The sequence below is a fragment of the Amycolatopsis sp. NPDC005003 genome (assembly GCF_053600695.1).
This window is the reverse complement of the sequence record NZ_JBSGAI010000035.1, coordinates 105,034-117,282: the sequence shown is the minus strand read 5'-3', so window position 1 is coordinate 117,282 and position 12,249 is coordinate 105,034. Positions and strand designations below refer to the sequence as shown.

At 70.4% G+C, this 12,249-nt stretch carries 10 protein-coding genes; 7 read left to right on the top strand and 3 right to left on the bottom strand.

Annotated features, from left to right (window positions below):
* Positions 1-497: 497 nt before the first annotated feature.
* Both ACWED2_RS33675 and ACWED2_RS33670 read left to right on the top strand, forming a co-directional pair.
* Complete coding sequence (locus tag ACWED2_RS33675; protein ID WP_449694545.1) at positions 498-1,286, top strand: alpha/beta fold hydrolase; 789 nt, start codon at positions 498-500, stop codon at positions 1,284-1,286.
* On the top strand, positions 1,283-2,041 hold the full coding sequence (locus tag ACWED2_RS33670) for an SDR family oxidoreductase (RefSeq protein WP_449694544.1): 759 nt from the start codon (positions 1,283-1,285) through the stop codon (positions 2,039-2,041). Before ACWED2_RS33675 ends, ACWED2_RS33670 begins: the two co-directional genes overlap by 4 nt.
* Here ACWED2_RS33670 and ACWED2_RS33665 read toward each other — a convergent pair.
* Complete coding sequence (locus ACWED2_RS33665; protein ID WP_449694548.1) at positions 2,026-3,561, bottom strand: IS1634 family transposase; 1,536 nt, start codon at positions 3,559-3,561, stop codon at positions 2,026-2,028. The genes ACWED2_RS33670 and ACWED2_RS33665 overlap by 16 nt on opposite strands.
* Positions 3,562-3,714: 153 nt before the next feature.
* Between ACWED2_RS33665 and ACWED2_RS33660 the strand changes: the two genes are divergently transcribed.
* The 5 genes from ACWED2_RS33660 to ACWED2_RS33640 all read left to right on the top strand — a co-directional run bounded on the left by ACWED2_RS33660 (position 3,715) and on the right by ACWED2_RS33640 (position 10,385).
* Positions 3,715-6,312, top strand: coding sequence for a bifunctional FO biosynthesis protein CofGH (locus ACWED2_RS33660; RefSeq protein WP_449694543.1), 2,598 nt, complete (start codon positions 3,715-3,717; stop codon positions 6,310-6,312).
* Between the two features lie 44 nt (positions 6,313-6,356).
* Positions 6,357-6,884 (top strand): DUF4232 domain-containing protein, encoded by a 528-nt coding sequence (locus ACWED2_RS33655; protein WP_449694542.1) that lies wholly within the window; start codon positions 6,357-6,359, stop codon positions 6,882-6,884.
* A gap of 90 nt (positions 6,885-6,974) precedes the next feature.
* Positions 6,975-7,829 (top strand): HalD/BesD family halogenase, encoded by an 855-nt coding sequence (locus tag ACWED2_RS33650; RefSeq protein ID WP_449694541.1) that lies wholly within the window; start codon positions 6,975-6,977, stop codon positions 7,827-7,829.
* Between the two features lie 13 nt (positions 7,830-7,842).
* Positions 7,843-8,652: a class I SAM-dependent methyltransferase gene (locus ACWED2_RS33645; RefSeq protein ID WP_449694540.1), complete on the top strand. Its 810-nt coding sequence runs from the start codon at positions 7,843-7,845 to the stop codon at positions 8,650-8,652.
* A complete protein-coding gene (locus tag ACWED2_RS33640; RefSeq protein ID WP_449694539.1) occupies positions 8,649-10,385 on the top strand; it encodes a choline/carnitine O-acyltransferase in 1,737 nt (578 codons plus the stop codon). The genes ACWED2_RS33645 and ACWED2_RS33640 overlap by 4 nt, the downstream gene beginning before the upstream one ends.
* On the opposite strand, the gene ACWED2_RS33635 is transcribed toward ACWED2_RS33640, so the two are convergent.
* Both ACWED2_RS33635 and ACWED2_RS33630 read right to left on the bottom strand, forming a co-directional pair.
* On the bottom strand, positions 10,371-11,294 hold the full coding sequence (locus ACWED2_RS33635) for an alpha/beta hydrolase fold domain-containing protein (protein WP_449694538.1): 924 nt from the start codon (positions 11,292-11,294) through the stop codon (positions 10,371-10,373). The two genes, ACWED2_RS33640 and ACWED2_RS33635, sit on opposite strands and share 15 nt — an antisense overlap.
* Positions 11,291-12,073, bottom strand: coding sequence for a class I SAM-dependent methyltransferase (locus ACWED2_RS33630; RefSeq protein ID WP_449694537.1), 783 nt, complete (start codon positions 12,071-12,073; stop codon positions 11,291-11,293). Before ACWED2_RS33630 ends, ACWED2_RS33635 begins: the two co-directional genes overlap by 4 nt.
* Positions 12,074-12,249 lie beyond the last annotated feature (176 nt).

Below are 12,249 nucleotides of genomic sequence, written 5' to 3'. Positions count from 1 at the left end.
GTGTTAAGCACGCCGCCAGCGTTCGTCCTGAGCCAGGATCAAACTCTCCAACAATGAACAGTTTAATCGAGGCAATTTTCTTGCTCTCAAAGGAACCTCATACGAGGTTCAATACATAAGCTCTACTAGCTTAGTTCACTAGCACACTGTTGAGTTCTCAAGCAACACACCCCGAGTCGCACCGCCGTCAAGCGGCCTTACTCGAAGCGAGTTATTTCTAGCAGTTTTGGTGGGCCACCCACTCAATCGCTTCTGCGAGAGCTTGGTTCGTGTCCCTGTCGCTCGGTTTCCCTGGCGACTTGGAGAACTTTACATGCCCCGAAAGGGCCCGAAACAGGGGGGTCCCTTAACAAGATCAGCGCAGGTCAGACCCCATGACGAAGCTCGCCTGCGGCCCAGTCTGCACCCGTGGGCCCCGGAGCGCCACCGAAAGAACATTGCTCCGACTACATTGCGCCGTATTGCTCCGATGCAGAGCTCCGCCTAGCGTCGGCCGCATGAACCTCGCCCACGACGACCTCGGCCCGGAGAGCGGGCGCCCGATCCTCCTGGTCCACGGCCACCCCTTCGACCGCTCGATGTGGCAACCCCAGGCCGAGCGACTCAGCGCACGCGGCTACCGGGTCGTCACCCCCGACCTCCGCGGCTACGGCGCATCCCCCACCCAGGACACCAGGACCGGCCTCGACGTCTTCGCGAACGACCTGATCGCGCTGGCCGACCGCCTGGAGCTGGCGAGCTTCGTCCTCGGCGGCCTCTCCATGGGCGGCCAGATCGTCATGCAGCTGGTGCAGGACCACCCCGGCCGCGTCCAGGCCCTCCTCCTCGCCGACACCTTCGCGGGCCTGGACACCCCGGAGGCCAAGCAGGCCCGCTACGACACCGCGGACCGCATCACAGAAGAGGGCATGGAGCGCTACGCCGAGGAGCTCCTCCCCAAGATGATCTCGAAGCAGACCCGCGCGACCAGGCCGGACGTCGAAAAGCACGTCCGGACGATGATGCGCAACGCCCCCGCCGAAGGCGCCGCGGCCGCGCTCAGGGGACGCGCCGAGCGCCCCGACTACGCCCCCGGCCTGAAGAGCATCGAGGTCCCCGCTCTGGTCGTCGTGGGCAGTGAAGACGAGTTCACCCCGGTCGGCGACGCCGAGCTCATCCACCGGGAAATCGGAACTTCCACCCTGGTGGTGATCGAAGGCGCGGGCCACCTGCCTAACCTGGAGCGCGAGACCGAGTTCGACGAGGCACTCAGCACCTTCCTGACCGACAGCGGAGCGACTCCATGACCCAGCAGACCGTGTTCGTGACCGGCGCGAGCGCCGGCTTCGGTGACGCCATCGCGCGCCGGTTCGCCGCCGAGGGCGCCCGCGTGATCGCCGTCGCCCGCAGTGCCGACAAGCTCGAGAAGCTGGCCGGCGAGCTCGGCGACGCCGTCCTCCCGGTCACCCTCGACGTCAGCGACCCCGAAGCCGTCAAGAGCACGATCGACGGCCTCCCGCAGAACTGGAAGGAAATCGACGTCCTGGTCAACAACGCCGGCCTGGCCAAGGGGCTCGAGCCCGCGCACAAGGCGGACCTCGACGACTGGGACGAGATGATCGCGACCAACGTCCGCGGCCTCGCGCACGTCACCCGCGCGCTGCTCCCGGGCATGGTCGAGCGCGGCCGTGGCCACGTGATCAACATCGGCTCGATCGCCGGCACCTACCCCTACCCCGGCGGCAACGTCTACGGCGCGACCAAGGCGTTCGTCCACCAGTTCAGCCTCAACCTGCGCAGCGACCTGCACGGCACCGGCGTGCGCGTGACCAACATCGAGCCCGGCATGGTCGGCGGCACGGACTTCTCGAAGGTCCGCTTCGACGGCGACCAGGCCAAGGCCGACAAGGTCTACGAGGGCACCACGCCGCTGACCGCCGACGACGTCGCCGAGTCCGTCCTCTGGGCCGCGAACCGGCCGAGGCACGTGAACATCAACGTCATCGAGCTGATGCCGGTGGTCCAGAGCTTCTCGGCGCTGCAGATCTACCGGGAATCCTGAAACAGGGAGAACAACGCCTGCTGCGCCGGGTCCAGCCCGGTCAGCAGGCGCTTCGTCCGCGGCCGCCCGCCGGTCGACGGGTAGGTCAGGACCAGCTCGCCGATGCCCGCCAGCTGGTCGAGCAGTTCCCGGACCGACAGGTTCATCCCCGCCCGGTCCGCCTCGCGCCGCATCAGGTGGGTCACCGTCGCGGCCAGGACCGAGACCAGGCCGTGCGCCGCGATCCGCTGCCGCGTCCACTCCCAGCGCGGGGTCGGGCCGGTGACGGCGGGCCCGGTCAGCCAGCGGAACGTCGATTCGAGGTGGGTGCGGGCCCGGTAGGCGGTGACGACGTCGCCGACCGGCCAGTCCCGGTCGGTGACCAGCACCTGCTTGCCGAAGAACTCCTCGTCGAGGCGGGCCAAAGCAGCGGCATCGATGCGCCGTTCGAGCCGGATCTCCCCTGGCCGCGTGCCGCTCAGGACGGCGGTGAGCACGCGCTCGATGCGGCGGCCGCGGGTCACCCGGCCGATTTCGGCGTGGACCTGGGCCCGGTCGCCGCGGTGGGTGCCCGCCGCCAGCGCCTCCGCCAGGCCGTCGAGCTCGCGGGTCGCGGTGGCCAGCTCGTCGGCGAACGCGCGCGACTGCGCCGCGTGCAGGGTCGCCGAATGCGTCAGGATCACCCGCCGCCGGACGCCGTCGACGACCGCGTGCGTGTCGAACGCCGTGAGCCCGGCGAACCGCTCCGGGTCGACGCGCTTGCGTGCGGACGCGGGCTGGGTCAGCAGCTCCGGGTGATCGGTCAGCGGCAGCGACCCGACGAACCCGCTGCGTGAGCCCAGGTCGAGCTGCGCCGCCTGGCCCGCGTGGAAGACCAGCGTGGCCGGGCCCAGCTCGCCGGTCAGCGCGGCGAATGTCGGGGCGTTGTCGCGGCGGTACAGCCGCGAAGCCAGCGGAATGGCGCCGTCGCGGGTGACGCGCAGGCCCACGCCGGCGAGCACCTCCCGGCAGGCCGAGGGCAGCGTGCAGTCCGCGGGGGCGAACACGGCGAACTGCGGGACGTCGACGGCGAGGGCCTCGTGGTCGTCGAGCGTCTCGAGGACGGCGGCGGAAACGGTCTCCTCGATGCCCGCGATCCGCTCCGGGGTCAGGCGTTCCAGCGCCCGCCACAGACCATCCACTGTGGACAGCCGGACCAGGTCGGCGGCCGGGCTCGCCGCCCACCACGACTCGATCGGCGTCTCGGGCGCGGTCGCGCGGTGCAGCACCGCGGCGGCGAGGACCAGCCCCAGCGGCGGCTTCGCGCGCACGACGTCGTCGACGCGCCGGACGAAGTCCAGCCGGCAGAGCGTCGCCCACACCGCCGCGACATCGCCGTACGTCCGGTGCGACGCCGAAGCGGGCTCGCCGCCCGGGACGGCGCGGGCGATCTCGTCGGCCGTGCCGAGGTAACGCTGGGTCACCACCCGCGGCTTGCCGTCCACCCGGGCGGACTCCGCCAGGTAGTAGTACGTCCGTCCGCCGATCTTCTTGCCGACCACCGATGCCACCCTTTAGGTAATACACGGCGGGAAGCTGATCGACAACCACGTGAACCCGCTGACCTGCGACGACGATCACGCGAACCGAACGGGTGAGCCGGGTGCGGAACACACACTGGCTGGTCGCGCGACGGCGGTCCTAGCGTGGGCGGAATGGGACCCGAACCCGACGCCACCACCCCGACCGCCTCCGCGATGCGCCGCGCGCTCGCCCGGGCGCGTGACGGGAAGACACTGGACGTCACCGAAGCGAGCGTCCTGCTGCACGCCCGCGGTGACGACCTCACCAAGCTGTCCGAGTACGCCTCGCGCATCCGCGACGCCGGCCTCGCCGAAGCCGGCCGCGCCGGCATCATCACCTACAGCCGCAAGGTGTTCATCCCGCTGACCCGGCTGTGCCGCGACCGTTGCGGTTACTGCACCTTCGTCACCGTGCCGGGCCGGCTCGAATCGCCGTTCCTGTCCCCCGACGAGGTCCTCGACATCGCCCGCAAGGGTGCCGAGATGGGCTGCAAGGAAGCCCTCTTCACGCTCGGCGACCGGCCCGAGGACCGGTGGAAGGCCGCCCGCGAGTGGCTGGACGCGCACGGCTACGACGACACGCTCTCCTACGTCCGGGCGATGGCGATCCGCGTGCTCGAGGAGACCGGCCTGCTGCCGCACCTCAACCCGGGCGTGCTGACCTGGCAGGATTTCCAGCGGCTCAAGCCGGTCGCGCCGTCGATGGGCATGATGCTGGAGACCACCGCGACCCGGCTGTGGAGCGAGAAGGGCGGCCCGCACTACGGCTCGCCGGACAAGGATCCGGCGGTCCGGCTGCGCGTGCTCGAAGACGCCGGGCGCAGCAGCGTCCCGTTCACCACCGGTGTCCTGATCGGCATCGGCGAGACGTTCGAAGAGCGTGCGGACGCGCTGTTCGAGATCCGCAAGGTCGCCAAGACCTACGGCGGCATCCAGGAAGTCATCGTGCAGAACTTCCGGGCCAAGCCGGACACGAAGATGCGCGCGACGCCGGACGCCGACCTCGAAGAGCTGGCCGCGAACATCGCCGTGGCGCGGCTGGTGCTCGGCCCGAAGATGCGGATCCAGGCACCGCCGAACCTGATCGGCAACCAGTACGACCTGATGATCCGCGCCGGCATCGACGACTGGGGCGGCGTCTCGCCGCTGACCCCGGACCACGTCAACCCGGAACGCGCGTGGCCGCAGATCGACGAGCTCGCCCGCCGCACCGAGAAGGCCGGCTTCGAGCTCAAGGAGCGGCTGACGATCTACCCGGAGTACGTCAAGGCCGGCGAGCCGTGGCTGGACCCGCGGATCACCCGGCACGTCGCCGCGCTCGTCGACTACGACACCGGGCTGGCCCGCGAAGGCGCGATGCCGGTCGGCATCCCGTGGCAGGAGCCGGACGGCGGCTGGCAGGAGTCCGGCCGCACCGACCTGCACACCGAGATCGACACCAGCGGCCGCACCGAAGACCGCCGCAGCGACTTCGACTCCGTGTACGGGGACTGGAAGGAGATCGGCGACCGGATCAAGACCGGGCCGGCCAGGTTCGACACGGACATCCTGGAAGCGTTGCGCAGCGCGGAAAAAGACCCCGCCGGGCTTTCCGACGACGCTGCGCTGGCCCTCCTGCACGCCGACGGCAAGGAACTCGACGCGTTCACCCGGATCGCCGACGACCTGCGGCGCGAGACGGTCGGCGACGACGTCACCTTCGTCGTCACGCGGAACATCAACTTCACCAACGTCTGCTACACGGGTTGCCGCTTCTGCGCCTTCGCGCAGCGTCGCACCGACGCCGACGCGTACACGCTCTCGCTGGAGCAGGTCGGCGACCGCGTCGACGAGGCGTGGGCCGCGGGCGCGACCGAGATCTGCATGCAGGGCGGCATCCACCCGGACCTGCCGGGCACCGCGTACTTCGACCTCGCGGCCGAGGTCAAGCGCCGTCAGCCGGAGATCCACCTGCACTCCTACAGCCCGATGGAGGTCGTGAACGGCGCTTCGCGGACGAACCTCTCGCTGAAGGACTGGCTGATCAAGGCCAAGGAAGCCGGTGTCGACTCGCTGCCGGGCACGGCGGCGGAGATCCTCGATGACGACGTCCGCTGGGTGCTCACCAAGGGCAAGCTGCCGACGTCGGAGTGGATCAAGGTGGTGACGACCGCGCACGAGGTCGGCCTGCCGACGACGTCCACGATGATGTACGGCCACGTCGACACGCCCGCGCACTGGGTCGCGCACCTCAAGCTGCTCGCGCGGCTGCAGCGCGAAGGACTGGAGAAGCACGGCCGGCGCGGGTTCAGCGAGTTCGTGCTGCTGCCGTTCATCCACCAGAGCGCGCCGATCTACCTGGCCGGTCTGGCCCGCCCGGGCACGACGCTGCGCGAGAACCGCGCGGTGCACGCCCTGTCCCGGCTGCTGCTGCACGGCATGATCGACAACATCCAGAGCTCCTGGGTGAAGCTCGGCGAAGAGGGCAGCCGCGCGGTGCTGCAGGGCGGGGTCAACGACATCGGCGGGACGCTGATGGAGGAGACGATCAGCCGGATGGCCGGCGCGTCGCACGGGTCGTACAAGACGATCAGCGACATGCGCGCGATGGTCGAGCCGCTGGGCCGCCCGCTGGTCCAGCGCACGACCGGTTACGGCCGGCCGAGCGCCGAGCGGCTGGCCGCGGCGGAGGCGTCGGACGGCGTCGCGACGCAGGTGCGCAAGCCGCTCCTGCCGCTGCTGACGCCGTGAGGTGAGGCGGGCGCCTTCCAGGGCGCCCGCTACCCTTTCGCCGCATGGGGGTTTCTCGCTTCACACCACTTCTCGTCGTAGCTCTTCTCGCGGGTTGTGGCACTCCGCCGCCACCGGCTCCGACACCCACTCCGCCACCGAGACCGACGTACGGGCCGCCGCCGCCCACCGGCCTGTCCCTTTCGGTCGGTCAGGTCGAAGCCGGTCTCGGGCACCGCGCCAGCGTCCTGACGCTGACCAACCGGGACACCGTGCCGCGCAAGGTCACCGGCTACCCGGACCTGAAGGTCCTGGCGGGCGACGGGACCCCGCTCGACGTCAAGGTCCTGCACGAGACGTCCTACTTCGCCTCGGATCCGGGCCCGCAGGACCTCACGCTCCAGCCGGGCGAGAAGGCGCTGTCGGTGCTCGCATGGTCGGCGACCGTCACCAGCGGCGACAAGCACACCGGCGCGGCGATCTCGGTGGTGCCGATCCCCGGGGAACCCGAGCAGAAGCAGCCCCTGGAGACCGATCTCGGCACCACCGACACCGTCAAGCTCAGTGCGTGGGCCAGCAGAATCGGCAATTGACGACCGTGTGTCACCGCTCACAAACCGACGGTTGACCAGCGGGCTTCTGTGCTACCTCTGTTTCTTCACCCGCCGGAAGGGACCTCGACGATGAGCACCTCCGTAGCGCCACTGGAAATGGTCGGCACCGACCGCTACCCGCTCACCGAACCGGACAGCCCGGCCTGGCGGGAGGTCGTCGGCCGCACCCGCGCGGAGCTGGCGGACGCCGGCTGCAGTGTCCTCACCGACTTCATCCGCCCCGAGCTGCGCGAGGTGCTGCGCGCGGAGTGCGCCGCACTCGAAGCGCACGCGTACACGAAGATCGAGCAGGTCAACGCCTACAACACCGCGATCGGCGAGCCGCTGCCCGAAGACCACCCCGGCCGGACGATCATGGAACGCGGCAACGCCTTCGTCGCGCGCGACCGCATCCCGGCGTCGTCGCTCATCAGCCGGCTCTACACCAGCCCGCTGTTCCAGCGGTTCGTCGCCGACTGCTTCGGGCTGCCGGAGCTGCACGAACTCGCCGACCCGCTGTCCGGGCTGACGCTCAACGTGATCGCGCCCGGCCGCGCGCACCCGTGGCACTTCGACACGAACACCCATACCGTCAGCATGCTGACGCAGGCCGCCGAGGACGGCGGGACGTTCGAATTCTGCCCGGGCATCCGGTCCGCCGCGGACGAGAACTTCGGCGCCGTGCGGTCGGTGCTGGCCGGCGACACCCGGCTGGTCCGCCGCCTGGAGCTGCGGCCCGGTGATCTCCAGCTGTTCAAAGGACGGTTCGCCCTGCACCGGGTCAGCACCGTGACGGGGACGGTCGCGCGGCACTCGGCGATCTTCGCCTACAGCGAGCGCCCGGGCGTCATCGGCAGCGCGGAGCGGACCCGGCAGCTGTTCGGCCGCGTCCTGCCGGCCCACCTCGCGGAGCGGACCGCCCGCGGCGACGCACTGCTCGACTAGAGGAGCCTGGCCCGTGCCCTTCGACTCGACCGGCAAGATCTCGTTCGACCACATCTACACCGCGCCCGACCCGCGGCCGTTCTTCGGCACGCTCAGGCGGGTCGGCTACGGCATTCCCCAGCTGGCGAAGCCGTACTTCGCGAAGCTGATCGAAGCGCACCCCGCCGAGCGGCCGACCGTGCTCGACGTCGGCTGTTCCTACGGCGTCAACGCGGCCCTGCAGCGCTGCGAAACGACGATGGACGACCTCTACGCCCATTACACCGACCCGGCCGTGCGCGCGCTGGACCACGCGGCGCTGATCGAAGCGGACCGGAAGCGCCTCCGCACCGGCAACCCGCGGTTCTACGGCCTCGACAGCTCCGCCCCGGCGCTCGAGTACGCGCTTTCCGCCGGCTACCTCGACGAAGCGATCCACGCCGACCTCGAACGCGACGACCCGGACGTCGTCCAGCAGAAGCTCCTGGACGACGTCGACCTCGTCGTCTCGACCGGCTGCGTCGGGTACGTCACCGAGAAGACGCTTTCCCGGGTCGCGCGGGGCGCGCGGCCGTGGATGGCGCACTTCGTGCTGCGGATGTTCTCCTACGAGCCGATCGCCGAGAGCCTCGCCGGGCTGGGGTACGAGACCGCGCGCGTCGGCGGGGTCTTCCGGCAGCGGCAGTTCGCCTCGGCCGAGGAGCAGGCGCAGATCCTGGACACCCTGAGCGCGGCCGGCGTCGACCCGAAGGGCCTGGAGTCCGACGGGTGGCTCTACGCGCAGCTGTATGTTTCCCGTCCTGCAGGCTTGCCCGAACTCGAACTCCAAGACCCGGAAGGATGACCGTGAGCAGTCCGGAATGGTCCACCCGCACCTTCGGCAACGAGGACCGGCTCCCCCGTGTCCCGCTTCCCACGCTGGAGGACAGCGGCCGCCGGTTCCTCGAGTGGTGCGCCCCGCTGCTGACGCCGGAGGAGCTGGCGGAGACCGAAGCGGCGGTTCGCGAGTTCCTGGCGAGTCCCGGGCCGGAGCTGCAGGCCCGGCTGGAGGAGTACGACCGCTCGCCGGGCGTGCGCAGCTGGCTCGACACGTTCTGGCCGTACCGCTACCTCGGCCGCCGCGACCGGATCGCGCTCAACGCCAACTTCTTCTTCCTGTTCCAGGACTCCCCGCTCGGCCAGGTGGAGCGCGCGGCCGAGCTGACCGCGTCCGCCGTGGACTACAAGCTGAAGCTCGACGCCGAACACGTGCCGCCGGTCCTCCTGCGCGGCACGCCGCAATCGATGGTGCAGCACAAGTTCCTGTTCTCGGCCACGCGGATCCCGGGCGAGGTGCTCGACACCGCGCGCACGCGGTACCCGTCGCCCGAGCGGCACATCGTCGTGTTCTCCAAGGGCACGCCGTTCCGGATGGACGTCCTCGCCGAAGACGGCCGCCCTCACTCGCCGGCGCAGCTGGCCGACGGGCTGCGCGCGATCCTCAAGGACGACCACGTCACCGACGTCCCGGCCGGCGCCTTCACGACGAAGGCACGCGCGGAATGGGCGGCTTCGCGGGCTGCGCTCCTCGAAGCGGGCAACGCGGAAGCCCTCGAGACCATCGAGACGGCGTTGTTCTGCCTGTGCCTGGACGACTTCACGCCGTCGGACGCCCTGGAGGCGGGCGACCGGCTGCTGTACGGCGACAACCGGTGGTACGACAAGGCCGTGTCGCTGATCGTGTTCGAGGACGGCACCGCGGGGATCAACGTCGAGCACTGCGAACTCGACGGCACGACGATCCTCGGCTTCACCGACGCCCTCCTGAGCGGTGCGCGCGAGGAGCGCGAAGCGGCTGACGCGGTCCCCGGCTACGAAGTCGTCGAGTTCACGCTGACCGACGCCCTACGCGAAGACGCGCGCGCCGCATGGGAAGCCTTCAAGGCCTACGCGGACGCGACAGCGACGCAGACCGTGTCGTTCGACTTCGGCGCCAACCGGGCGAAGGAGCTCGGGATGTCCCCGGACGCCTTCGCGCAGATGGCCTACCAGCTGGCCCACCGCCGCGCGAAGGGCCTGACCGGCGCGACCTACGAATCGATCGCCACCCGGCAGTTCCAGAACGGCCGGACCGAGGCCATGCGAGTGGTGACGCCCGAGGTCGTGCGCTTCGCCGACGCCATGACCTCCGACGCCTCTCCCGAGGAGAAGCGAGCGGCCTTCCGCGCGGCGGCGGCGAAACACGTCGCCCGGGCCAAGGAGTGCCAGGCCGGGGACGCGCCGGAGCAGCACCTGTGGGAACTGCAGCTGATCGCGAAACGCCGTGGCGAGCCCACGGACCTGCCGCTGTACACCTCGCCGGGCTGGGTGAAGTCCCGCGACGACTACCTGAGCACGAGCTCGGCACCGTCGGTCAACATCCAGTACTTCGGCTTCGGCTCGACCAGCCCGCAGTGCATCGGCGTCGCGTACGTGCTGCTGCCGGACCGGTGGAACATCTACCTCAGCACGCCTAAGCACGTGTCGGCGGAGATGTACCGCTTCGCCGGCGAACTCGCCGTCGCGGTGCGGGAACTGCAGGAGCTACTGGCCGAGTAGGCGGCGCAACCAGGTCCGCCGGGCGGCGCGGGCCGCCCGGCTGATCTTCGCCTCCGGCGCCAGCGAATCGAAGCCGTGGAAACCGCCCGGCCACACGTGCAGCTCGGCGTCCCCGCCCGCCTCCCAGATCCGGCGCGCGTAGGTGACGACCTCGTCGCGGAACGTCTCGACCGCGCCGACGTCCAGGAACGTCGGTGGCAGGCCGGAAAGGTCCTCGGCGCGGGCCGGGGCCGCGTAGGCCGGGACGTCGGCGGTGCCCCGGCGGTCGCCGAGGTACGCCGTCCAGCCGATGAGGTTGGCCGTCCGGTCCCACAGGCCGTGGCCGTCGAGGTCGATCGCCGACGGTGTGTCGTTGCGGTCGTCGAGCATCGGGCAGGCGAGCAGCTGGCCGGCCAGGGCCGGCCCGCCGCGGTCGCGGACCAGCAGCGCCAGCGCCGCGGCCAGCCCGCCGCCCGCGCTGATGCCGCCGAGCACGAGCGGACCGGCGCAGTTCTCGGCCGTCCACAGCAGACCGGCGTGGCAGTCCTCGAGCGCCGCCGGGTACGGGTGCTCGGGCGCGAGCCGGTAGCCCGGCGAGACGACGGTCAGGTTCGGTTCGCCCGACCAGGCCAGCGCGTTCCGGACGTCCTGGCCGAGGTGGCTGCTCGCGATCAGGCCGCCGCCATGGATGTAGTACAGGACGCCCACGCTCTCGGCCGGGCGCAGGACGAGCAAGGGGACCTCGCCCGCGTGCTTCTCGGATACCCGGTACGCCGGGTATGCGGCGGCCAGCTCTTCGAGCGTCCAGTTGTCCGCGGCGTTGAGCTCCCGGCGTCCCGGGATTTCGTCCAGGCGCGACAACGACGGGCGAAGCGCGCGGATCGCCTCGATGACCGGCGCCAGCTCGGGGTCGAACCGCGGCGGGGTCACGCCGTGGGGTCCGAGACGACGAGCACCAGCGAGCCCTCGAAGGTCGGCTGCTCGCGCAGCTTGCCGTAACGGCGTTCCCAGGTGCCGTCGTCGAGGTCGTGCTGGAGTTCCGCCGCGAACCGGTGGTGCACGCGGTCGTCGACGAAGCTCCACGCCGAGCACGACAGGCGCGCGCCCGGGTCCAGCAGGCGTTCCGGGCGGGCGTAGTAGGCCTCGTTGAAGCCGTCGGTGCAGTCGATCGGGATCGGCACCCCGATGACCGACGTGTGCCCGCCGAGGCCGTCGGCGATGTCGTCGACCGACGGGTAGCGCCGGGCCTCGGTCTCGATCACTTCGGGTGCGTAGTCGAGCAGCCAGAAGCGGCGCAGCAGGTCCGGGTCGCAGGTCAGGATGGCGATCGGGCCGCGGGTGACGCGGCGAATCTCCTTGAGGCCGGTCCACAGGTCGTTCCACTGGTGCACGCTGAACGTGCTCATCGCGCCCTCGAACGCCCGGTCCCCGAACGGCAGCTTCTCGGCGACGGCGTCGATCGCCGGCGGCAGGCCCGCCGGGCGTTGCGCGCGCATCGACGCCGACGGCTCGACGGCGGTCACTTCACGGTCTTCGGGTTCGTACGCGCCGGCGCCCGCGCCGACGTTGAGCACGGTCCGCGCATCCCCCAGCGCGTCGAGGATGTACTGGCCGATCCGGGGATCCGGCTTGCGGTAGTCGGTGTAGACCCCGCCGATCGCGCCGTAGTCCGCGTCCCCGGCGCTCCCGTCCGCACGTCGCTGGCTCATGACTGAAAACTATCAGCGCGGGCCACCGGCGAGGGTGTTGCTCCGCGAGGCGTAAGCGGACGTCGGGCATGCGGCCCAGTCGTCAATTTCTGTCGCAAACTTGCGTAAGTTCGTTCGACTATTGCGATTTCTTGTCCGGGATTCGTATGATCCCGATCACAGAGGTCCCCACCAGC

Bases quoted from the DNA above. Each gene is read 5' to 3' on its own strand.
- ACWED2_RS33675 (WP_449694545.1), top strand. From the start codon at position 498: ATGAACCTCGCCCACGACGACCTCGGCCCGGAGAGCGGGCGCCCGATC.
- ACWED2_RS33670 (WP_449694544.1), top strand. From the start codon at position 1,283: ATGACCCAGCAGACCGTGTTCGTGACCGGCGCGAGCGCCGGCTTCGGT.
- ACWED2_RS33660 (WP_449694543.1), top strand. From the start codon at position 3,715: ATGGGACCCGAACCCGACGCCACCACCCCGACCGCCTCCGCGATGCGC.
- ACWED2_RS33655 (WP_449694542.1), top strand. From the start codon at position 6,357: ATGGGGGTTTCTCGCTTCACACCACTTCTCGTCGTAGCTCTTCTCGCG.
- ACWED2_RS33650 (WP_449694541.1), top strand. From the start codon at position 6,975: ATGAGCACCTCCGTAGCGCCACTGGAAATGGTCGGCACCGACCGCTAC.
- ACWED2_RS33640 (WP_449694539.1), top strand. From the start codon at position 8,649: ATGACCGTGAGCAGTCCGGAATGGTCCACCCGCACCTTCGGCAACGAG.
- ACWED2_RS33630 (WP_449694537.1), bottom strand. From the start codon at position 12,073: ATGAGCCAGCGACGTGCGGACGGGAGCGCCGGGGACGCGGACTACGGC.